Consider the following 20831-nt stretch of genomic DNA (forward strand, 5'->3'; position numbering starts at 1 on the left):
ATCACTCATCAGTATTTTCGTGACTTTCTTGATTTTTGGGAATCAGTCGCCAAGCAGTGGTTTTCTCAATATTTACAGACAATTGTTCCAAATTTTCTCCTAAATCTTTTTGTAGCTTTTGAGTTAGTGTAATTGGAAAATCGAAATCTATGTCTTGAGTTTGTACTAGCTTTGCGAGTTCTACAAATGCTACCTTCACTGTTTTTCGCTCAGAGGAAGAAAGCTTGAAGTAGGAACTTTCTGGTAGATTCTGAGCAAGCATAGCTTTTTTTATTCGCTCTTGTAAATGCGCGAACTCCGAGTCTAAGAGTTTCCATTGTTGCTCAAGCTGTGCATATCTTGCATTCAGTGATGTTAGGTTTTCTGTGGTAGGCTCTGGATTAATTTCTTTGTTTAATTCTATCAAACGTTGATGGATTTGAGCAAGATAAATGCAGTCTAGGTAAGCATACTCTATTTGTTCTTCTGTGAGTGGTCGCTTTCCCCAGTCGCTGGTTTGTTCTTGTTTTTCTATATTCTTAAAATCACAAAGTTCTGCTGCTAATGTTTTTAATTGGTAGTTAGGTACTGGTAAGGCATAGTAGGGAATTTTTTTTGCCATTTCCAGAGTGCAAGTGATATTTGTAGCCTTTTTGTTACCCAGATATTTCACATCAAAGCTAGCATTATGAAAGACTTTTTCAATTTGGGGATTGAGCATAATTTTGTCAATGAACTCAGCCACAATATCAGGATGATTGAGTACATCTAAAATATGGGTGTGTTCGCCACTCAAGTCTGTTGGATCATCTAATACCTGAATCAGCGATAGTCTCGGACTACGACTTTTGTATTCTGCGATTTCTGTATCAATCCACAAAGTATGAGCTTGAGTATATTCAGCAACAAGAGAACGCATTTCGCTAGCTGAAGTCAAATATGGCATGGGGTGAATTTGCGGAAAAATGGGCAAGAGGAATTAAGTCCTAGTTTCCCAAGTTAGCATTTTATGAGTAATTTTTCTGGTGTTATATTTACGGAAGGCGGATTTGCAACAAGGAGATAACTCGCGGTGGTTCCGAGAAGCGGAGATTGTCTCTATTGTGACTTAACCTCCAATCGTGACACTCTAAGCTGTTCCACATTTAATTTGCATTTTAAACCGCAGAGGCGCAGAGGAAGCAGAGTAAGAGATAAAAGAGCTTGATACTTTTTATCAAAATTTTAAATTATGCAAGTTAGATGTGTTTTAGTTTATACTCTAGAAAATTTTAGTTATGTCCTACTGACTAAGTATTAATTCACTCAAGAGTTTTAATACACTTAAAACCTGTTGTAGTTCACTTTCTTTCTCTATTGATAAAGCATAAGAACGAGCATATTTTGGTTGTTCTTGCTGAACTAATTTTACAAAAACAAACTCTCTACCGTTGACAAGTAACCCAAAAGTCGGCTGTTCAATATTGGGAGTATCAAGCATATAAGCTAGTGCTTGGGGTAATGCAGTTATCACATCAAATTTAGTGCTTTTTGATTCTATAACCAAGATCCAAAGACGTTTTTGTATAACCAAAACATCAATATTGCCTTTGACTAGAATGCTTTCATCTTCAGCAGAAATCTCAGTAGAAGTTTCGGTTTCAATCTCGAAAGGTGGTTGATAAAAGCCAGCTAAATCTAGCAGTGGAGACAGGACTACCATCTTCACTGCTTCTTCTGACATTGGGCGACGTTTAGTTAAATTGAAATAGTTGCTTTTAACTCGCTCTAAAGAGAATCTTTCTCTATCAGTCAGTGGTGGTAAGTTCTCTACCCATTCTGTAAAAAAATCAGCGCTTGTAATTAATTCCAATCCAAATTTTTCTTCTAAATCGTAAAGACTGATATCTCGCGCTTGAATTGTTTTTACCATAATTACTGAAACATGCGGCTGGAAAATGGGGAATACATTAGTATTGTATGTTATTGCGAGCGAAGCCCTTACACCCCTAGTTTTTGTGAGATTTTTTACCACGTTTCCGGAACATGGAACTCAAGTTATGTAGTCAGAAGTAAGTATTAAGACGAATATGTAAAGTAGCAGATGGAACCACTCACCGCAGGGGCGATCGCAATTGGGACTGTGATTGCGACTAAGGCTTTAGAAAAAACGGGCGAAAAGGTAGGAGAAACTCTATGGAATAAAACTGGTGAATTTCTCGTCACTCTCAAAAAACACTCTCCTCATACTGTAGTTGCTATTGAAAAAGCGCCCTCTCAACCACTTGACTATGGTAAAGCTGTATTAGAGGTAGAATCAGTAGCTAAAGCTCATCCTCAAGTCAATCAAGCTGTGCAAGAATTAGTAGCAGCAGCACAAGCTAATCCACCATTGAATTTAGCTGATGCATTGAAAGAAATAAAAGCAGCTGTAGAGAAATCTCAACATCCAGATGCTCCAGCTTTTATTCAAAACATCCAAAAAGCTATTAATGCGGCTCAAACTCAAACCATTGACCAACGCAATAGTACTTTCAACATTTGACTGCAGTCGTCCGAACGGGAACGGACAAAGTTAACTCCCCCAAATAATGTTGTGTTTCAAGGTTCTGCCAATTTTGTTGGCAGACAGCATGAACTTTGCTTACTGCAAGAATTGTTGCAGCAACCAGGCGCAGTGGCTATTTCTGCTGTTTCTGGTATGGGTGGTGTTGGCAAAACCGAACTCGCAACGCAATATGCACGTCAACATCAAGCGGATTACCCTGGTGGGATTTGCTGGTTAAATGCCAGAGAATCGAATCTGGCTGCAGAAATAGTGCAGTTTGCTCAGTTGTACATGAATCTGGAAGTACCGCAGCAGGATTTGCGGGGAAGACAGCTAAGTCTTACCGAACAAGTACACTGGTGTTGGCAGCACTGGCAACCAACAGAAGGACTCGCGTTGGTGGTGTTGGATGATATCATAGATTTGGGGAGTTGTCGAGAGTTCCTGCCAACGGCTCATCGCTTCCGTGTGTTGATGACAACACGGTTGCGAAATCTCGACACCAACATTGAGGAGATATCTCTGGATGTGTTGTCACCTGAAGAAGCTTTGCAATTGTTGACAAAGCTAGTGGGTGAAAGACGAGTGCAAAAAGAAGAGGAAACAGCGAAACTCTTGTGTGAATGGCTGGGATATCTACCTTTGGGTTTGGAATTGGTGGGGCGGTATTTAGCTAAAAAACCTCCTCATTGGACTTTAGCTAAGATGTTGCAACGGCTGAAACAGCAGCGACTCCAAGATGAAGCGATAAACCGCCATCAAAAGCAATTGCAACAAACCTTGAGTACAGCACAGCTTGGGGTTTTGGCTGCATTTGAATTAAGTTGGGATGAACTCGATCCGACGACACAGCGTGTCGGTGAGTTATTAAGCTTATTTGCACCGGATATTTTTGCTTGGGAATGGGTAGAGTCTGCAACTTCTCGGCTGAATTGGGATGCAAGTGAAGTTGAAACAGCAGTTGGGCAACTTTACGAGCGTCATTTGATTCAATGGGTGGAAGATAAAAGTGGAGATTTCGATGATTCCTACAAAATTCATCCCTTAATTCGGGAGTTTTTGAAACTCAAGCGAGCAGCATCTGAACAAGTTGATGAGTTGAAACAGGACTTACGCACGAACAACATAACTACTGTCATTGCGAGCGAAGGGAAGCAATCTCAACCCGCTCTTTTTCGTAGCGCGTGCGTAAGTCCTATGAAACGCGCTTTTGCAGAAACTTTTATCGCGATTGCTAAGACAATCCCCTATTCGCCAACCCGTCGTGATATTGAATCCGTCAAAGATGCTATTCCACATTTAGCAGAAGTGGCACAAAATCTGACTGATGCAGTCAGTGATGAAAATTTACCTTGGGCTTTTACTGGCTTAAGTAGATTTTATGAAGGACAGGGTTTGTATGCGATCGCTCAACCGTGGTTAGAGCAATGTGTATCAGTCGTCCAATCCCGTTTGGGAGAAGAGCATCCGGATGTCGCCACTAGTTACAACAATTTGGCATCACTCTACAAATCCCAAGGACGGTACACTGAAGCAGAACCGTTGTACAAAAAAGCATTGGAACTCAGGCAACGCCTGTTGGGAGATGAGCATCCCTCTGTCGCCACTAGTTACAACAATTTGGCATCACTCTACAAATCCCAAGGGCGGTACACTGAAGCGGAACCATTCTACAAAAAAGCATTGGAACTCAGGCAACGCCTGTTGGGAGATGAGCATCCCGATGTCGCCAGTAGTTACAACAATTTGGCTTATCTCTACAAATCCCAAGGACGGTACTCTGAAGCGGAACCGTTGTACAAAAAAGCTTCGGAACTGTTCCAACGTCTGTTAGGAGAAGAGCATCCGGATGTCGCCACTAGTTACAACAATTTGGCAGGACTCTACGAATCCCAAGGACGGTACACTGAAGCGGAACCGTTGTGCAAAAAAGCTTTGGAACTGCAGCAACGTCTCTTAGGAGAAGAGCATCCCGATGTCGCCACTAGTTACAATAATTTGGCTCTACTCTACGAATCCCAAGGACGGTTCACTGAAGCGGAACCACTTCTTCTCAAAGCATTGGAAATTGCTGAACACAGTTTAGAGGAAAATCATCCCCACACAATCAGTATCCGTAAAAGTTTAAAATCTTTGCATGATAATCGCTAGTCTTGGTTAGTAAAAGTCGTTTCTTTTGTCGTTCGCCTTTGGCGGTGGTAACAACAAATTCTAAAGAGTGCTTCAAGAATTGGGAGCGATCGCATGACTAATTTAAATGTACAAATTCCTCAGTCTTTGTATAAACAAATAGAAACTTTGGCAACAAGAGAAAATATATCAATTGAACAACTTGTCGCTGTTGCTCTCTCTGCACAAGTTTCGGCTTGGATGACGAAAGATTATTTAGAAGAAAAAGTTCAACGTGGGAGTTGGGAGAAATTTCAACAAGTTTTAAATAAAGTCCCTGATGTAGAACCAGAAGATTATGATAAGTTTGATTAATTTGGTTGTAACTCAGATTATGCTGTGAGTCGGATGCCTTTCCCTGATAAAAATCGGAAGAAATAACTAGTACACTAAGGCGTAAATAAACCACCCATTCCAAATCATAGTTGCAGAAGTCTATCGTCAACAACTCTGGTTGTACGAAAATAAAAAACAGAGTATTGACGCTATAAAACCTGACAATGTGGTCTTATTTGTTGAAAATCAAACAAAATATCTTAACCAGGAATGAACGAGGACTGATTTACTGGTTGATCATCAGTGGATTTGCCATAGTTATCGCGCTGGAATACCTAACGCCGCCTGAGTATGTATTTGGCTACCTCTACACAGGAACGATTTTGCTGGCGAGTTCCCGATTAAGTCGTACCGCAGTGCTTGGCGTGACGCTAGCGGCTACCGGATTAACGCTGTTGAATTTGTTTATCCCAGGAGTAGAAACGGTTCATCCGCCAACGGTAGCAAATCGGTTAATTGCTGTAATTGCATTGGTTGTAACAGGTTACTTAAGCGAACGTAACCACCGCAATAAGGAAGCTATTGCTTACGCGCAAACACAGTTACGCTCTCAACAACAGCTAGCGCAGATGCGGGAAGATTTTGTTTCCACCTTAACTCATGACTTAAAAACACCGCTACTAGGAGCAATTCAAACGTTGAAATCGTTTGAAGAAGGGCAATTTGGTTCAGTTACACCGATGCAAGAGCGTATCATACAAACAATGACTCGTTCTCACCGCACCACGTTGCAGCTTGTAGAAACTTTGTTGGATGTATACCGCATCGACACTGAAGGGCTGAAACTTCAGCGATCGCCAGTGAATTTAGTCACAGTAGCAGAGGAGGCGATCGCCACCCTAACTGAAATCGCAAGATCACGTCAGATTTGTGTCTGTCTTAATTATGGAGAATCAGATTTTCGCCGCTCATTGTGGGTTAATGGCGATTATTTGCAACTTGGGCGAGTTTTCTCCAATCTTTTAATTAATGGTATTAACCATACTCCCCGTGGTGGAAAAGTGGAAGTCGTGCTGGAGACTTCTGCTATTGATCAAATTGTGAAGATTTCTGACAATGGTTGTGGGATAACACAAGAAGAACTACCTTACCTGTTTGAGAGATTTTATCAAGGACATGGCGATCGCCTGTTTGTAGGTTCAGGGCTAGGATTGTATTTATCTCGCCAAATTATTGAAGCACATGGCGGTATAATTTGGGCAGAGAGTCGTGCAAGCAAAGGGGCAATATTTGGGTTTCGACTGCCTGTGTGTCCGCCACCAGGGGATAAATAGGGCGAGGTATGGCAAGGTTTGTGAGATTTTCTCGTGAATGGCTGACTTGTGAACCAATAACTAAAAATGAAACCAGGTGCGGTAGTGAAGATATTACTCGTTGAGGATGATGAACTGTTTCGCTTGGGTTTGCGAATGCGGTTACAACAGGAGACGGGTATAGAAATCGTAGCTGAGGCGGAAGATGGTGAGCAAGCTGTAGAACTAGCTAATCGTTATCTGCTGGATTTGGTTTTGCTAGACGTTGGCTTACCAGGGATTGGTGGAATAGAAGCTTGTCGTCAAATCAAGCAGCAGCACCCAGATTTACCAATTTTAGTTTTAACATCTCGTTCGGAAAAACCTTTGATTGCGCGGTTAATTGAAGCAGGGGCGCAAGGTTACTGTCTCAAAGGAATCCCACCAGAGTCTTTAATATTGGCACTGCGTTCGGTAGCTGCAGGCGCTTCTTGGTGGGATCAAACAGCAACCACAGAAATTCGAGCCGCTTTTGGCGCAAACAATACAGCAGCGCCCATACAAAATAAGCAACCAGCAGATAATCCCTTAACCAAGCGCGAGCAAGAAATTCTGGCACTAGTGGCTGCTGGTAAAAGCAATCAAGAAATAGCAGAAATTCTCTATATTGCTTCTGGTACAGTACGGGTTCATGTCCATGCGATTTTGCACAAGTTAGAAGTACGCGATCGCACTCAAGCCGCAATATTGGCTATACAGAAAGGATTAGTAGCAAAAGAATTGCTGCGCAATTCGTAACAGTTATCAGTTATCAGTTATCAATTGTTCGCTGTTCACTGTTCCCTGTTCCCTTCCCTTAGCAATTTACTTGAGCCAAAATCAGTCATGATAAAAGTATAGCCATTGTTCTATGCTGGGAAAGCTATGACTAATATCCCGCTTTTTGCTAATCGCACTCAAGCTGGTGAGCAACTGGCGCAAGCAATTGACGCTATTTTGACCCAGCAAATTGCTGATCAAGTTACAAACCCTGTTACAATTGTTTATGCTTTGCCAAGAGGAGGAATACCAGTAGCAGCAGCAGTCGCGCGTCTCCTCAACTGTCCGTTAATGATAGAGGTGGCGAAAAAAATTGGTCATCCGGAAAATCCTGAGTTAGCTATTGGCGCGGTTACTGCTTCCGGAAATGTTCTTTGGGATGAGCACAACATATTTTTTCGCCATACACCGAAATCAGGGTGGCGGGAAAGAGCTTTGGATGCAGCTATTAGTCAAGCTAAGTCTCTTCAGGCTAAATTAAGTCCTGCTTGTCCGCAGGTGAACACTCAAGGTGCTACCCTCATCTTAGTTGATGATGGTATTGCCACAGGTATGACAATAGCAGTCGCGGCAACATCTCTCAAGGCACTCTCGCCTGCAGAAGTTTGGTTATGTAGTCCAGTAGCGCCTTTGGAATTGTCACCCTGGTTGGATCAGTGGGGCGATCGCGTGGTTATCCTATCAACACCAAAACCTTTCTTCAGTGTCAGCAATTTTTACTTAGAATTTCCTCAGGTACAGACAAAGGAAGCTTTTGATTGTCTACTACAACAAAACCAGGACAAATGAATCCTCAAAAACAAATTTGATCCTTCATAGCGTGATCATTTTTGTCTGTAGCCGATTGCGAATAATCTACTCCTGAGTCTTACGAGTCTTCGAGAAACTTAGCTAGCTCTAAACTTTCTTCATAGTAATTAATTGCTTTAACATAATCGCCCAAGGCTTCACAAGCAACTCCCAAACTACCTAGTGATTGTTCTTCAGTGCGCTTGTCTTTCAGTGCCCTAGCTAATAATAAACGTTGCTCGTAGTACGCGATCGCTTTGGCAAAATCCCCTAGGGCATAACAAGCATTACCCAAATTGTGTAACACCTGAAGTGCAGTGCGGTGATTGTTTAGCGAGTAAGCTCTTTTGATACACTGCTGGTAGTAGGCGATCGCTTTGGCAAAATCTCCTAAACCATACCAAGTGTTGCCCAAATTCTTTAGCACCTGCTCTTCGCCCCAATGATCTTGGAGTTCTCGTACAATTTCTAAGCTTTGCTGTTTAAATTCAATTGCCTGATCAAGGTCACCCAAAGCTTTATAGACCAATCCCAAATTATTGAGTCCCGCTACCTGACTTCGCTTATCTCCTAGTTGCTGCGCTGTTTTCAAACACTTTTGTAGAAATTCAATTGCTTTGTTATATTCACCTAAATGACGATAAGCATTGCCTAAATGCGAAAGAGCCTGCATTTTTATAACTTGTAAGTTGGTGACATCATGTATTAAAAGTAAACACTGTTTTGAGTGGGAAATTGCACTTTTGTAGTCTCCTAAGTGGTAAACTATGTAAGCTAAACAAGAAAGTACTTGCGCTTGTTTTTCAATGTCTCCCACTGCTTGAAATAACGCAAGGGATTCTTGCAAAGACCTCATAGCGGCAAGTGAATCCCCAGCTTGCTGCTGTTGGACTCCTTCTCGTAATAACCTGTTTGCTTCTTCATAGTGGTCTTGTTGTCTCTGGGGAACTAGCATTTCCTCATGTGAATCTCTGAAATCATCAGAAATACTGACATGTTCCCTTTGTGTTAGGCATGCTGTAAGTGATTCCACGGGAACTATGTTTTCGACCTGGAATTCCATTCGTTTTTCCACATCAACCTATCTTTGTTAATAGTGGTGATACATAATAGTGTTCCCAAAATTAGAGTGCATATCTCACGGGAAGATGGAGAATATAGAAATTGAGGATTGTTTTTGAGGATGAGGGGTCAGTAGGCAACTCCAAAGCCCTTGAAGATTGCAGTGGAGTCGTGAGAATGACGATAGAAAGAGTCCTAGAACCGGAAGTCATGGATAGTTTAGAGGAAGCCATTGAGTATGATGCAATGGACTTCGTCACAGTAAATACTGCTTTTGCTGAAGAAGCAAGCGCTTTTGGACCAAAGGAACAGGGTTTAGTACTTGATGCTGGTACTGGTCCTGGTCGTATTCCAGTTTTACTGTGTCAAATGCGTCCCCAATGGCAAGTTATCGCTATTGATTTGGCTCAAAGTATGTTACAAATAGCGTCACAACACATTCAGCAGGCTGGTTTACAACAGCAAATTCGTCTGGAATTAGTAGACACAAAAAACTTGCCTTATCAAGATCAGCAGTTTGATATGGTTGTGTCAAATAGTCTCATCCACCATTTGCCCGATCCGTTACCTTTCTTTAGCGAACTTAAGCGTGTCTTAAAACCGAATGGTGGTATTTTCATCCGCGACTTATTTCGACCAGCTGATGAAATCACAATCAATGCTTTGGTGAATAATATAGGAACAGAATACAATCCCCATCAAAGTAAGTTATTTCGTGATTCTCTTCACGCTGCACTCACACTGGATGAAGTGAATCAGTTGATTTCACAGGTGGGGTTGCAAGAAGTAAAGGTCTATCAATCAAGTGACTGTCATTGGACTGCACAACGCGCTTGGAGTGATTGAGTTGGGAGTTGGGAGTCGGAAGTTTGAAGTCGGAAGTTGGAATCTGTTCCTGGGGGGCAATACGGTTGCTGTTAAGGATTTTTGGTGAGATTTGGTGATGTGTAGAGACGTAGCATCCTACGTCTCTACATTATGGATGTTGGTGTATGTGATTCAAATGAGAACCGTTATAATTAACCGAATTTGATATTACGCCACGTTTGCCTTAACTAAATTTTCTCTACCTTGAATGACTTTTGCCGACTCAACTTTGTCACCCGCCTTGAGTTGTTGCAAAACATCTTTACCTTCAGTGACGTAGCCAAAGACTGCGTAACGACCATCCAACAAGTTGCGTCCTGCTGGAGTGAGTTCCGGTTCAAACAAGAAGAAGAAGACTTGTGATGAACCACCATTGTTATCATCTTCAGGACGTGCCAAGGCTACAGTACCATAAGCAGAGAAAGGTAGAACAGGTAAATCAGTGTAACGACCAGCCTCCTCTAAAGTGATACCGTAAGTAGGTTCTTTGTCACCTCTTACAATATATTCTAGTGGAATGGCGCGGTATTTACGTGTTTTTGGGTCAATAAAGCCGACATCTTTACCTGGTGGGTCTCCAGTTTGTACAACGTAGGATTCTTCTGAACGGGTAAATTCTAAGCCATTATAAAAACCCCGTTGCACCAAATCCACAAAGTTCCCAGCAGTGACAGGGGCGCTGTAGCCGTCTACAACAACTGTCAGGTCGCCTTTGTTAGTTTTCACTTCCACAGTGGCACGACCTTTGAGTTGAGGTAAATTGCTGTATTTGGCTGGCACTTCAAAGGGAAATTCTGTCACCATTGACTCTTCTAGTTTGCCGACAAGACTCAGCAATTTGGCACGTTGATCCTGAACTTGTTCTTTATCTTTTGTTTTGGCCACTTCTTGCAAAGCATTTACGCCGGATTTTAATTCAGCAATCATAGCTTCAGCTTCGCTTTGGCGTTCTTGTGGAACATCTGCCAAAATTTTGGAGGGTTGACTGAGAATTCGCGATGCTTTGCTGAGGTCTTGAGAAACAGCACCCCAACGTCGATTGGCTCGCAGTTGAGTGCTAATGTCCTCCAAAGAAGCTTGCAGTTGCCGTACAGGTTTATTATCTATTGGAAGTGAGTAGCGCAATAGAGAATTGCCGTCAGTAATGGCATTCCCTGCTGGTAACAGTCCAGCGCTACTAGAAGGAGTCCATGCGGCTGTACTTATTCCTAAAAATAGAGTTACCAGCAGCAGTGCTATTGGGCTGTTCTTCAGCCAGGATTTCAATATTTTGAACATAAGATAGCTCAAATGCAGCATCAAATTGTTGACTGGGCGTCACCCAACAATTATCTTCCCACAGTACAGGAAGCACTTTCGCTTTGATATCAAGTTACATCCTTAGAAAACGTAAATCTAGAAACCCGGTTTGGTGGAACTCGACTTTAGGGATTATGGCAATTTTAAACGAATAATCATGGCAAGGTTTCAACTTTTGGGCGATCGCGTCCCTTGCGCGTGTTCCCTTGGGACTCAGCGGCTCCCTGCTGGAGCATCGCCTGAGATTATTCTCAAATGCTATTTGGATCAATACCCAACTCTCTCAACTTTGCTGCTAGTCTTTGTTGGTGTTGTTCAGCAAGTTCCCTTTGTTGTCGTTCGCTTTGAGCAACTTCATCAGCAGTCAGATATCGCTTACCTTCCTTATCATGCCAATACAATACTTCTCGCTTCACCACACCAGAAGTATAACTTCCACGTCCAATTCCCAATCCTACTTCTGGCATCCAAAACGGTTCTTGTATTTGCTGTTGATACTCTCCATCTACCAATTTATACAATTCAAAGGGTTGATGTTGGTCGCGTCGCCAATACTGAGGATTATAAATAACGTAATACAAAACTCCTAGTTTTGCATAAATTTCTAGGTTCTTGTCATACTCATCCCCAGGTGTTTTGGAAACCACTTCCAAAGCGAACTTGGGTACTATTTCCTCCTCTTCCCAGACTGCGTAGCTCAAACGAGACTTTCCTGCTTTGCGTCGTTCCACACCCAAGCTGAAAAATCCATCTGGTATGACTGGTACTAAGTGACTCACTCCTGTTGTGTGGTAAATACCCATATCAATACCAAAAAACCAATCATTCCGATTTGCCCAACTGGATTCGAGGATAAATAATAACAGGTTGGGGAGAAAATTCTGGTCTTCGTTATCCACGGGTGTATCGTCTGAACATGGTAGTTCTTCGGTAGTTGGTAGGGTGAAGCGTGGTTCAGACTGTACCATAGGTAGGACTTTCAAGTAATTTGACCGATGGATGTGGTGCCTCAGATTCTATTCTAGAAAAAATTAGACCATCTGTTTGTCAGTTATCAGTTGCAGGCATTTTCAGGTAAATAGCACTTACGCACAAGTGACGAAAAAACAAGATTGTGAGATTGCTTCCTTACGTCGCAATGACACAACTACGTTTCCTTTGCGTAAGTCCTGACAAGCTTAATGAGACTGCAAAAAATAAAAATTTATATACTGAGCAAAAATGTCCAGAATAACAAACCCACCTGACGCGACTGTCACAGCTGCGTCTTGCTCTCATAGAAACCTCGCGGGATGCGGGAAACGAGCGCGTCTTTAGACCCTTCGACAAAGCTCAGGGCAAGCCTGAGAGGGAAGCGACACGAGCGACTTTAGTCGCCTTCAACATTCACCTCATCAATAAGTTTATCAACGAACTCTCTTATCCGTCCCTGCCAGTCAGGGACGGATTTTAACTTGTCTTTTACTCCTGGTAAAACCTTAAAGCAAACAGGATCTTTGTCAAATGGTTGTTCGCTCGTAAAGCCTAATTTATGTTTTTTCTGGAATGGCATTGTTTTTAGTGTATATATGCATATACTAATATATAGCACATTGGAAGTCGAGACAATGTCTAAAACAAAAAAGTCAATGGGAGTGCAGCAAGTCTTGCTGCGTCTCAGTGATGAAACCAGGTCAATATTAGAGTATCTCTCTCAACAATCAGGCAAGTTATACAACAATGGTGTGTATTTTGCTCGTCAAACATTTTTTAAAACTGGCAAACTGTTAACTGGCAAATTTGATTTAGCTTTTGAAGCGTCAGTTTCAAAGACTTTGATTGCTCAATCGTTACCATCAACGCCTATGCAGCAAACATTGATGTCAGTAACAGAAGCTTTTAAATCTTTTAAAGAACTTAGAGAGCTATATTTCAAAGGTCAACTACATTTTAAGCCTAAGCCACCTGATTATCTCAAAGGGTCTAAGTTGTTCAAAGTTGCTTATCCAAATTCTGGTGGACAAAAGCCAACACTTATTGATGGGCGGCTTAGATTTTCTTTGGGACTAACCGTCAAGCGCTGGTTTGGAACATCTGAGTTCTTTCTTCCAATGCCTTCAAACATTGACTACTCACCGGTTAAAGAGTTTACCATCCTTCCCAATAATGGGGCTTTTTACCTTGAAATTTCCTATGAGGTGGAAAAACAAAAACACAAGTTAGATATTAATCAAGCATTATCAATTGATCTTGGCACTGCTGATAATCTTGCTGCTTGTGTTGATACTTTGGGAAATTCTTTGTTGATTGATGCTCGCGCAATGAAAGCGATGAATCAACTTTGGAATAAGAAAGTATCAACACGTAAAGAAGGCAAGGCAGAGGCTTATTGGGACAATTGGTTAGACTGTGTAACTCGTAAGCACAACCATCAAATGCGCGACGCAATCAATAAAGCAGCAAAGCTAATTATTAACCACTGCCTTAAACATGGTATTGGAACATTAGTAATTGGTTGGAACGAGGGTTTTAAAACTAACGCCAATATGGGTAGGTTGAACAATCAAAAGTTTGTTCAAATGCCTTTGGGCAAACTCAAAGATCGACTAAAACAGCTTTGCGATTTGCATTGTATTAGATTTCAGGAAACCCAAGAATCTTACACCTCAAAAGCTAGTTACTTAGATGGAGACTCCCTACCCAAGTATGGCGAAAAGCCAGAGGGGTGGAAAGCGTCAGGTAAGCGCGTTGAACGTGGATTGTATCGGTCAGCCAAAGGTTTTATCGTTAACGCTGACCTTAATGGGGCGGCAAATATTCTTAAGAAAGTAGGCAGCAATCTAAGCATAGACTTAGGCTTACTGGGTAGACGGTGTTTGACAACCGTAGTGAGAGTTAGGCTTTGGGCGCTGCCTGAAACTACTTTGTGCGCAGAAACGAGCGTGGCTTCAGCCCTGAGAGTGTCAATTCCTAATAGTCGTCGCGTCTAAATAACCCCAATAACGGACCAAGAATCACACCAAACACAAAGCCACCTATATGCGCCCAGTAAGCAACTCCTCCCGTCTCCACACTCATGTTAGCGGCTGCTTGCAGGTTGGCAAGACCAGATATCACGTTCTGAACAAAGAAAAGTCCTATTACTACAACTGCTGGAATTCTAATTGTCGTGACGAAAAAACCTAAAAAGATTAACGATAGAACTCTTGTATCGGGAAAGCGGATAATGTAAGCGCCTAGAATTCCAGCAATAGCACCACTTGCCCCCAAGGATGGAATTCCAGAATCTCTACCTATCACCCACTGACATAAAGCTGCTAAAGCACCGCAACTCAGATAAAAAATTAAGTATTTAAAATGACCTAAGCGATCTTCAATATTGTTGCCAAAAATCCATAGATACAACATGTTGGAGAGCAAGTGCCACCAACCGCCGTGTAAGAATTGGGAAGTAAATAAAGTTGTCCACTCAGCAGCAAAGTTGTTTGTTAACTCTCGTGGTATAACCGCATACAACTGGAAAAATTGCTCTATTTGTGCATTTGATAGACTCACCTCATGAAGGAAAACTAAGACGTTCATGCCAATCAACCCATAGGTAATATATGGGGTGATTCGTGTTGGATTTTCGTCGTACAGGGGAAACACAGGTGTTTTTCCTAATCACTGATTAAGTGCAATATATCTTGTAAAACTGGCAGTTGCTGAATATTTAGGAATTTTAACTGCTGCTATTCAGCTGCAAGAGAAAATCCACATTTGGCAAACTTAAGAACGAATCACAAGTGCCAACTCTATTGAGGGCACTTGCTTTGTACTATCTGTACCAAGATTCTTGCCTTGGTTTGTCGCTAAATAAACCCAACAATGGACCGAGAATTGCCCCAAAAACAAAACCACCTGCATGCGCCCAGTAGGCAATACCACCACTTTCCATGCCAACATTAGTGGGTGTTTCTAGACTGGCTAATCCGTAGAACGCTTGTTGGATAAACCAAAATCCCAGAAAGAAGTATGCTGGGACACGAAATGTGGGGAAGAAAATTCCTAGAGGAACGATGCCGAGAATTTCTGCTTGAGGGAAACGGAGAATGTATGCCCCTAACACGCCGGCGATCGCACCACTTGCTCCCAAAGAAGGAATTGAAGACCCTTGTGCAAAGTACCACTGGGCTAGTGATGCCAAAATACCGCAACTTATATAGAAAAACAAATATCTGACATGACCCAATTTGTCTTCTACATTGTTACCAAAAATCCACAGGAACAGCATATTACCAGCCAGGTGCAGTAAACCGCCGTGCAAAAATTGCGAAGTAATCAAAGTTAACCATTCTGGCACTGGTTGGTTAACTGAAATTCCCGCAAAGCTAGCAGTGAGTTCTCGCGGAACAACAGCCGCAAGGTGTAAAAATCCGTCTAATTGTCGTGCAGGTAAACTTGCTTCGTAAAGAAAAGCCAAGACATTGACAGCAATCAGTCCATAAGTTACATATGGGGTGATTGTCGTCGGATTATCATCTCTAATAGGAACCACAGGCGTTTTTTCCGATTTTTGAGGAACCAGCCTCACATTATCTAATTTTTCGTGTGTTTTCTTCTAGCCTGTGGAGGTATTTAGCACAATCAATAGTCATCAGTGAACAGTGAACAAAATTACTAGTGATAACTGCTAACTGATAACTGTTCACTGCTTAATAATTCTTCATCGCCCGTTGCATGTCACGCTGATCTTGGCGTCGTTTGATGTCTTCGCGCTTATCATGAACTTTTTTACCTCTGGCAAGAGCTATAGTTATTTTCACCCAACCACGTTTGAGATACATCTTCAAAGGTATTAAAGTTAAACCCTGCTGTTCTACTTTGCCAATAAGCTTGCGAATTTCCTCGCGATGCAGCAACAGCCTGCGTGTGCGGCGAGGTTCATGGTTAAAATACTGTCCACTAGCATTGTAAGGCGAGATATGCGCGTTAAGAAGCCATGCTTGACCATCACGGATTAAGGCATAACCATCTTGGAGATTAACCTTGCCCGCACGAATTGACTTCACCTCGGTTCCTGTCAATTCAATTCCAGCTTCGTAGGTTTCGAGAATTTCGTATAAGTAACGGGCTTGACGATTGTCGGTAACAACTTTGTAACCTTGGCTGTTTTCACTCATTTATAATTCTACGTATGTCTAATGTGTTAGAAAAGATAGTGTATGGTCGTTTGTCATAGGTGCGGATACTAAACCGCGATCAATATTCAACTGAATATCAGTGTTATCCTACTAATTTAGCTTTTTTGTACTGTTTTAGGTTGTTTGTATTGTTAATTAACTTTTGCAACTGTTGTAGCTTATTTAAGGTTGTTCATCCCCGTTTGTCTAACTTATTTTTACTAGGTGATAATGAATGAAACATTGTTAACAAATACAAACTTAGTATTTTTGTTGTGTAAAGGTTGAGATAATTTTGTACTTCCTCAGTGTGAGTTTATAACAAACTCATTTTATAGCCGCAGAATGATTTTGTTCATGTCTTGCATGAGTAGATTGGTGAATGAACTCTCAAAGCTTGAGGAAGTTAAATCATGAAACGTCAATTAACTAAAGTCATTGGTACCAGTGTTATCGCTTTAGGTATGGCATTGCCCTTTAGTGTCCCCGCTTCTGCCCAGACTACAACAGATCCTGGAACTACCACCGCCCCAGGCACGACAACCAACACAAGAACCTATAGTGACAATGATTTTGATTGGGGCTGGTTGGGATTATTAGGTTTGGTAGGTTTAGCTGGTTTGGCTGGCAGAGGACGCCGTGAGGAACCAACCCGTTACCGTGATCCTAATACGGTTGGCACTACTAATTACAGAGAGTAACTCTATTCTGTGTGCAACGAGTCAATACAAAATGAAACAACAAAAAGACACAAAGCCTTAGACTGGATATCTAAGGCTTCTTTTGAGCTTATTGATCAAGGACAGTCTAGTCTTGCAAAGACTGTCCTTAACTATTGTAAACAAGAGTTAGCCAGCTGTAGGCTCTGGATTCGGGGAATTTAATTCTGTGGCTCGCCCTTGCGGTATAGATTTGTAATAGCAGGCAATTAAGCCAACCATCAGCCACCATACGGTATTGACTTCAGGACGAAACCAAACGGTATCAAATAAGTTGTGGGCAAGTGTACCAGCTAGGGCAGCGATCGCCCCCATTATCCAAAATCCATCCACACTTTTGATTTCTCGTAGCCGTCGTAACTGCACTAAACCCGTATTAAATATTACAATCAGCAGCCAAAGAAAACAAGCGAAACCAACAAAACCAGTTTCTACAATCACCTCCAAGAAAATTGAATAAGCACTCAAAGCGCTATAACGCGGAAGTTGATAAATCGGGTAAATTTTATTAAAGGCACTGTGACCTGGTCCAATACCAGTGATTGGATAATCCTGAATCATCTTGAAGACCGCAGTCCAAACATTTCTGCGAAAGTTATTACTACTATCTTGTCTATCAGCAAAGATACTGAAAACTCGCTCACGTACTGGCTCAACAAACACTACAGCTATCACCAATACACCAGTCAAGCTAGTCAAAAGAATCCACGGCAAACCAGTACGCCAGAAAGGAGGCATTTGCACGCTCCACCAGTAGTACAGCAATCCTATTAAGATCAGAACTGCAACGACTAGCCCAATCCAGCCACCACGACTAAAAGTCAGAATTAGGCATGAACCATTAACAACACACATGGTTAATGCCAATGCTTTTTTGAACCAGCTAGCCCACGCAAAAACTGCGACTATGCTTAAAACCACAGCAGGCAAAAGGTATCCAGCCAGCAAGTTAGGATTGCCCAAATAACTATAAACCCTTGTGGTCTTTGACATAGTTGATGTTGGATCAACCCACGTCGCCAGTGGTGGTGCTCCAAAAAACCATTGTCGTAACCCGTATACACTCACAATCAAAGATATGTGCAAGTACAGCGTAATCAGCCATTGGCGAAAGCGAGGCAATCTCAGAACTCTAGCACACAGGGCAAACAGGAGCAAATAGAGTGTAAAATTCCTCAAATCGGTCAACGCTGCCATCTTCACAGGTGACAATGCTGTAGCTACGACAGCTATTCCCCAATAAAGCAGTACCAGCAAATGAATCGGGGTAACACTTGAGGCATTTGGTGTTGTTTCATCTGATAAAGTTAATAGCAGCCAAAATCCGGCACAACCTACCAATATCAATCCCAATAGGTCATTGGACATAAAAGGTGCAAGAGCATACACCAGGCTGAGTAAAACAGCTGCTATTGTTTCTCCCCACTGCATTAATAGACTGCTTTGTCGCCAAGAACGGAACAGCCCCACCAAAGAGCGGTGCAGGTAACTCGTGCCAAGATATTGTCTTAGAGGCAGATAGGATAAAGTGAATCGTTGCCAAACTAAATTCATAGTATCAAGCTGTGATGAATTAGCACGAACCGTGTAGAACTTCGACAATGATGATAATCTGGGTATTTTAAAAAGTTCATAACACAGATTGCAAGTTATTATTCATTCGTTCCTAACTGCCATCCGCCATTGTTAATCATTTGAACAATTTGCACTTGTTTAGCTAATTGAACACAAGTTATCTATAGGAATCCGGTTTTATTTGGTGAATCACCCGTAGAGACGCTTAACGCTTAACGCTTAAGAAGCAATAAAAGTGTACCTAGCTTCGTCAAAAATCAAATACGAGTCCTATAGTTTGGCATCAACACGATTCTTTGCCTGAGTCAGACATCGCTCTTTGCTTGCGCTGTGTCTAAATTCAGTGGCAAACTCAGTACATAACGATATCCTGATTGTGATGAACCTTGAATAACAATTTGTCCACCATGTAACTCTGCCACATGACAACTCAGTAAAAGTCCTAAGCTTTCACGAGAAAGATAAGCGTGAGACTTGGTTGCACTAGTGCTTGACATATCCACGATTAAGTTTCCTGTTTGCTCTTGATTCTCTAAATGACCACTATGAGTTGAATGATTACGTGTCAGTTCTTGCAATGGTAATGTTCTGCTATGAGAAAACAAAGGATCAACTTCAGTTATCCCCTCACCTAGCCAAGGATGTGACACCCAGACAGTGATGTTTAGTGTGTCATCTTTGGAAGAAACATGAATGCGAACAGTACTACCTGTAGCTGAAACCTGAATCACACTGAAAAGCAGGTGATATAGGATTTGTCGCACCTTGTCTTTATCCAAAGAGCAAATGCGGTTGCGTTCTGGTTCTATAGACAAACGAATATCTTGCTCACGGCGGTTAGCTGCTTCTTCTAAAGTGCTGATCGCCTGTTGACACAGCATTTCAATATCGATTGGAGTTAAATTTAATGCTGTTGGGTTTTCCTCCATAGTCCCCATCTGAGAAATTTCGTTCACCAATGAGAGCAAGTACCGACCACTGTGTTGAATAATATCCACATATTCTCTTTGTTTATTTGTCAAGGGACCATAAATCTCACGTCCCAAGACACTAGCCATGCCTAAGACTGATGTTAAGGGAGTGCGTAACTCCTGAACGAGTTGTCCTAACAGTTCCAATTTCAGTTGGTTGGTAAGAACTAAATCTTTTTGTATAGATGGGCTGATTTTGATTTCAGTAGTATTAACAACATCCTTCTGTGAAAAGTTAGAAGTACTACCAGGAATACTATTACTTGAGGTTGTTTCCAACAGACGGTTACGCTCAAACTCACTCATACTCCAACGGGCAATAATTTGTATACATTCAATCTCTTTATCTGTGAAATCGCGGGGTTTTATATCCATTACTGCTAATGTACCCAGACAATGCCCACAAGCATCAAACAGTGGCGCTCCCAGGTAAGAACGAATACCATAATCCTGGATCAACTTGCTATACGGAGAACTGTCTGCTCTTGTCAAATTTTCCGTATCATTAATGACAAGAGGTTGTCCAGTTTCTACCACCTTAGTACAAAACGATTCCTCACGTAACAGTTCACGGCTTTGTGCGAGATGATTCATAATTCCTCCCCGCAGCTTTGATAAGCCCAGAGATGATTTGAACCAATGGCGTTCTTGATCCACGAATCCCAAAATGCAAATTTGTGCTTCCAACAAGTGGGCTGCAGTTTGAGTAGCCTCTTCAAAAACTGGAATTGTCTCGCTTTGGCGCAAACCTAAATCTAATAAAACTTTAAGGCGTTGTCGTTCTCCCGTTTCCTGGAAAACCCAGTCATCCCCTGAGGTAAACAATTTGTTTTCAGACTCTACCATTGTCATCGCTACCTTAACAGTCTCTTACTAGAGTAATTTATATAACCACTGTTTCTGGGTTATTTACTATGCTTAAGATTCCCTAATTCGCTTCAAAATGAACATATTTAGATGATTTTTTTTTAATATATGTTTGACTTGAAGTACTAAAAAATACGTAGAAATAGCTTGCTTTTCTCACAAGGTAATGGAATATTCTTGAATCAGTATCTATAATGAGCTACTGTTATAATTCAGTTTATTGTATAAAAAAATAAAATATTTCAGTATTAACACTATCGTACGGAGGAAGGACATATCACAATCAACTACAAGGCTTATCATCAATGATCACAAATCAATTTTTATGTTTTTATACTAAACTAGAATTGGATTTGGGCAACATGTTAGATCCCACATTCTGCATCTGGATATGTGACATAGTATAATCACTGTTAAAATTGCTTATTTTTATGTATTAAAGAGAAATTTTTAGTAAGCAAATTCCAGTCAAAAAACAG

Annotated in this window: 20 protein-coding genes; 9 read left to right on the forward strand and 11 right to left on the reverse strand. The window is 41.6% G+C overall.

Annotation, left to right across the window (positions count from 1 at the left end):
- Position 1: 1 nt before the first annotated feature.
- Together AC5590_RS06820 and AC5590_RS06825 are read right to left on the reverse strand one after the other, a co-directional pair.
- Positions 2 to 925, reverse strand: coding sequence for a ribonuclease D (locus AC5590_RS06820; protein ID WP_169263423.1), 924 nt, complete (start codon positions 923 to 925; stop codon positions 2 to 4).
- Between the two features lie 336 nt (positions 926 to 1261).
- Positions 1262 to 1891 (reverse strand): type I restriction endonuclease subunit R, encoded by a 630-nt coding sequence (locus AC5590_RS06825; protein WP_169263424.1) that lies wholly within the window; start codon positions 1889 to 1891, stop codon positions 1262 to 1264.
- A 171-nt stretch (positions 1892 to 2062) separates the two neighbouring features.
- On the opposite strand from AC5590_RS06825, the gene AC5590_RS06830 reads away from it, so the two are divergent.
- The 6 genes from AC5590_RS06830 to AC5590_RS06855 all read left to right on the forward strand — a co-directional run bounded on the left by AC5590_RS06830 (position 2063) and on the right by AC5590_RS06855 (position 7851).
- Entirely contained in the window at positions 2063 to 2503 is a 441-nt protein-coding gene (locus AC5590_RS06830; RefSeq protein WP_048866624.1) for a hypothetical protein, read from the forward strand.
- Positions 2504 to 2554: 51 nt separating this feature from the next.
- Positions 2555 to 4657 carry a tetratricopeptide repeat protein gene (locus tag AC5590_RS06835; protein WP_348982681.1) on the forward strand — a complete coding sequence of 701 codons (2103 nt, stop codon included), beginning with the start codon at positions 2555 to 2557 and terminating at the stop codon, positions 4655 to 4657.
- A gap of 93 nt (positions 4658 to 4750) precedes the next feature.
- The gene (locus AC5590_RS06840; RefSeq protein WP_169263425.1) at positions 4751 to 4990 is read left to right on the forward strand and encodes a hypothetical protein; all 240 of its coding nucleotides are present in this window, start codon (positions 4751 to 4753) and stop codon (positions 4988 to 4990) included.
- Positions 4991 to 5175: 185 nt separating this feature from the next.
- The gene (locus AC5590_RS06845; RefSeq protein ID WP_169263426.1) at positions 5176 to 6285 is read left to right on the forward strand and encodes a sensor histidine kinase; all 1110 of its coding nucleotides are present in this window, start codon (positions 5176 to 5178) and stop codon (positions 6283 to 6285) included.
- A gap of 66 nt (positions 6286 to 6351) precedes the next feature.
- Positions 6352 to 7041, forward strand: coding sequence for a response regulator (locus AC5590_RS06850; protein ID WP_169263427.1), 690 nt, complete (start codon positions 6352 to 6354; stop codon positions 7039 to 7041).
- Between the two features lie 126 nt (positions 7042 to 7167).
- Positions 7168 to 7851, forward strand: a complete 684-nt coding sequence (locus AC5590_RS06855) for a phosphoribosyltransferase (protein WP_169263428.1) — start codon at positions 7168 to 7170, stop codon at positions 7849 to 7851.
- 79 nt (positions 7852 to 7930) lie between these two features.
- On the opposite strand, the gene AC5590_RS06860 is transcribed toward AC5590_RS06855, so the two are convergent.
- Positions 7931 to 8914: a tetratricopeptide repeat protein gene (locus AC5590_RS06860; protein ID WP_318560721.1), complete on the reverse strand. Its 984-nt coding sequence runs from the start codon at positions 8912 to 8914 to the stop codon at positions 7931 to 7933.
- A gap of 182 nt (positions 8915 to 9096) precedes the next feature.
- Between AC5590_RS06860 and AC5590_RS06865 the strand changes: the two genes are divergently transcribed.
- Positions 9097 to 9759: a methyltransferase domain-containing protein gene (locus tag AC5590_RS06865; RefSeq protein WP_169263451.1), complete on the forward strand. Its 663-nt coding sequence runs from the start codon at positions 9097 to 9099 to the stop codon at positions 9757 to 9759.
- Between the two features lie 189 nt (positions 9760 to 9948).
- Here AC5590_RS06865 and AC5590_RS06870 read toward each other — a convergent pair whose 3' ends face one another.
- The 3 genes from AC5590_RS06870 to AC5590_RS06880 form a co-directional block, all read right to left on the reverse strand.
- Positions 9949 to 11079, reverse strand: a complete 1131-nt coding sequence (locus AC5590_RS06870) for a peptidylprolyl isomerase (RefSeq protein WP_169263452.1) — start codon at positions 11077 to 11079, stop codon at positions 9949 to 9951.
- 251 nt (positions 11080 to 11330) lie between these two features.
- Positions 11331 to 12047, reverse strand: coding sequence for a Uma2 family endonuclease (locus tag AC5590_RS06875; RefSeq protein WP_169263429.1), 717 nt, complete (start codon positions 12045 to 12047; stop codon positions 11331 to 11333).
- A 401-nt stretch (positions 12048 to 12448) separates the two neighbouring features.
- Positions 12449 to 12631, reverse strand: a complete 183-nt coding sequence (locus AC5590_RS06880; protein ID WP_169263430.1) for a hypothetical protein — start codon at positions 12629 to 12631, stop codon at positions 12449 to 12451.
- Between the two features lie 76 nt (positions 12632 to 12707).
- Here AC5590_RS06880 and AC5590_RS06885 point away from each other — a divergent pair, with 76 nt between their 5' ends.
- Positions 12708 to 14048 carry an RNA-guided endonuclease InsQ/TnpB family protein gene (locus tag AC5590_RS06885; protein WP_169263453.1) on the forward strand — a complete coding sequence of 447 codons (1341 nt, stop codon included), beginning with the start codon at positions 12708 to 12710 and terminating at the stop codon, positions 14046 to 14048.
- Here the strand turns inward: AC5590_RS06885 and AC5590_RS06890 are convergent.
- From AC5590_RS06890 to smpB, 3 genes are all read right to left on the reverse strand, one after another.
- Positions 14029 to 14706, reverse strand: a complete 678-nt coding sequence (locus tag AC5590_RS06890; protein WP_169263431.1) for a rhomboid family intramembrane serine protease — start codon at positions 14704 to 14706, stop codon at positions 14029 to 14031. The two genes, AC5590_RS06885 and AC5590_RS06890, sit on opposite strands and share 20 nt — an antisense overlap.
- 169 nt (positions 14707 to 14875) lie before the next feature.
- A complete protein-coding gene (locus tag AC5590_RS06895; protein WP_169263454.1) occupies positions 14876 to 15595 on the reverse strand; it encodes a rhomboid family intramembrane serine protease in 720 nt (239 codons plus the stop codon).
- 157 nt (positions 15596 to 15752) lie between these two features.
- Entirely contained in the window at positions 15753 to 16220 is a 468-nt protein-coding gene (smpB, locus tag AC5590_RS06900; RefSeq protein WP_169263432.1) for an SsrA-binding protein SmpB, read from the reverse strand.
- A 413-nt stretch (positions 16221 to 16633) separates the two neighbouring features.
- Here smpB and AC5590_RS06905 point away from each other — a divergent pair, with 413 nt between their 5' ends.
- A complete protein-coding gene (locus AC5590_RS06905; protein ID WP_169263433.1) occupies positions 16634 to 16921 on the forward strand; it encodes a WGxxGxxG family protein in 288 nt (95 codons plus the stop codon).
- Between the two features lie 147 nt (positions 16922 to 17068).
- On the opposite strand, the gene AC5590_RS06910 is transcribed toward AC5590_RS06905, so the two are convergent.
- Positions 17069 to 18493, reverse strand: a complete 1425-nt coding sequence (locus AC5590_RS06910) for an IctB family putative bicarbonate transporter (RefSeq protein WP_169263434.1) — start codon at positions 18491 to 18493, stop codon at positions 17069 to 17071.
- Between the two features lie 326 nt (positions 18494 to 18819).
- On the reverse strand, positions 18820 to 20331 hold the full coding sequence (locus AC5590_RS06915) for a GAF domain-containing sensor histidine kinase (RefSeq protein WP_169263435.1): 1512 nt from the start codon (positions 20329 to 20331) through the stop codon (positions 18820 to 18822).
- Positions 20332 to 20831: the final 500 nt, after the last annotated feature.

Source organism: Brasilonema octagenarum UFV-OR1 (assembly GCF_963888615.1).
Lineage (GTDB): Bacteria > Cyanobacteriota > Cyanobacteriia > Cyanobacteriales > Nostocaceae > Brasilonema > Brasilonema sennae.

Excerpts from the sequence above, each read along its gene's own strand:
- AC5590_RS06820 (WP_169263423.1), bottom strand. The coding sequence starts at position 925 with ATGCCATATTTGACTTCAGCTAGCGAAATGCGTTCTCTTGTTGCTGAA.
- AC5590_RS06825 (WP_169263424.1), bottom strand. The coding sequence starts at position 1,891 with ATGGTAAAAACAATTCAAGCGCGAGATATCAGTCTTTACGATTTAGAA.
- AC5590_RS06830 (WP_048866624.1), top strand. The coding sequence starts at position 2,063 with ATGGAACCACTCACCGCAGGGGCGATCGCAATTGGGACTGTGATTGCG.
- AC5590_RS06840 (WP_169263425.1), top strand. The coding sequence starts at position 4,751 with ATGACTAATTTAAATGTACAAATTCCTCAGTCTTTGTATAAACAAATA.
- AC5590_RS06845 (WP_169263426.1), top strand. The coding sequence starts at position 5,176 with ATGTGGTCTTATTTGTTGAAAATCAAACAAAATATCTTAACCAGGAAT.
- AC5590_RS06850 (WP_169263427.1), top strand. The coding sequence starts at position 6,352 with ATGAAACCAGGTGCGGTAGTGAAGATATTACTCGTTGAGGATGATGAA.
- AC5590_RS06855 (WP_169263428.1), top strand. The coding sequence starts at position 7,168 with ATGACTAATATCCCGCTTTTTGCTAATCGCACTCAAGCTGGTGAGCAA.
- AC5590_RS06860 (WP_318560721.1), bottom strand. The coding sequence starts at position 8,914 with ATGGAATTCCAGGTCGAAAACATAGTTCCCGTGGAATCACTTACAGCA.
- AC5590_RS06870 (WP_169263452.1), bottom strand. The coding sequence starts at position 11,079 with ATGCTGCATTTGAGCTATCTTATGTTCAAAATATTGAAATCCTGGCTG.
- AC5590_RS06875 (WP_169263429.1), bottom strand. The coding sequence starts at position 12,047 with ATGGTACAGTCTGAACCACGCTTCACCCTACCAACTACCGAAGAACTA.
- AC5590_RS06880 (WP_169263430.1), bottom strand. The coding sequence starts at position 12,631 with ATGCCATTCCAGAAAAAACATAAATTAGGCTTTACGAGCGAACAACCA.
- AC5590_RS06885 (WP_169263453.1), top strand. The coding sequence starts at position 12,708 with ATGGGAGTGCAGCAAGTCTTGCTGCGTCTCAGTGATGAAACCAGGTCA.
- smpB (WP_169263432.1), bottom strand. The coding sequence starts at position 16,220 with ATGAGTGAAAACAGCCAAGGTTACAAAGTTGTTACCGACAATCGTCAA.
- AC5590_RS06905 (WP_169263433.1), top strand. The coding sequence starts at position 16,634 with ATGAAACGTCAATTAACTAAAGTCATTGGTACCAGTGTTATCGCTTTA.
- AC5590_RS06910 (WP_169263434.1), bottom strand. The coding sequence starts at position 18,493 with ATGAATTTAGTTTGGCAACGATTCACTTTATCCTATCTGCCTCTAAGA.
- AC5590_RS06915 (WP_169263435.1), bottom strand. The coding sequence starts at position 20,331 with ATGGTAGAGTCTGAAAACAAATTGTTTACCTCAGGGGATGACTGGGTT.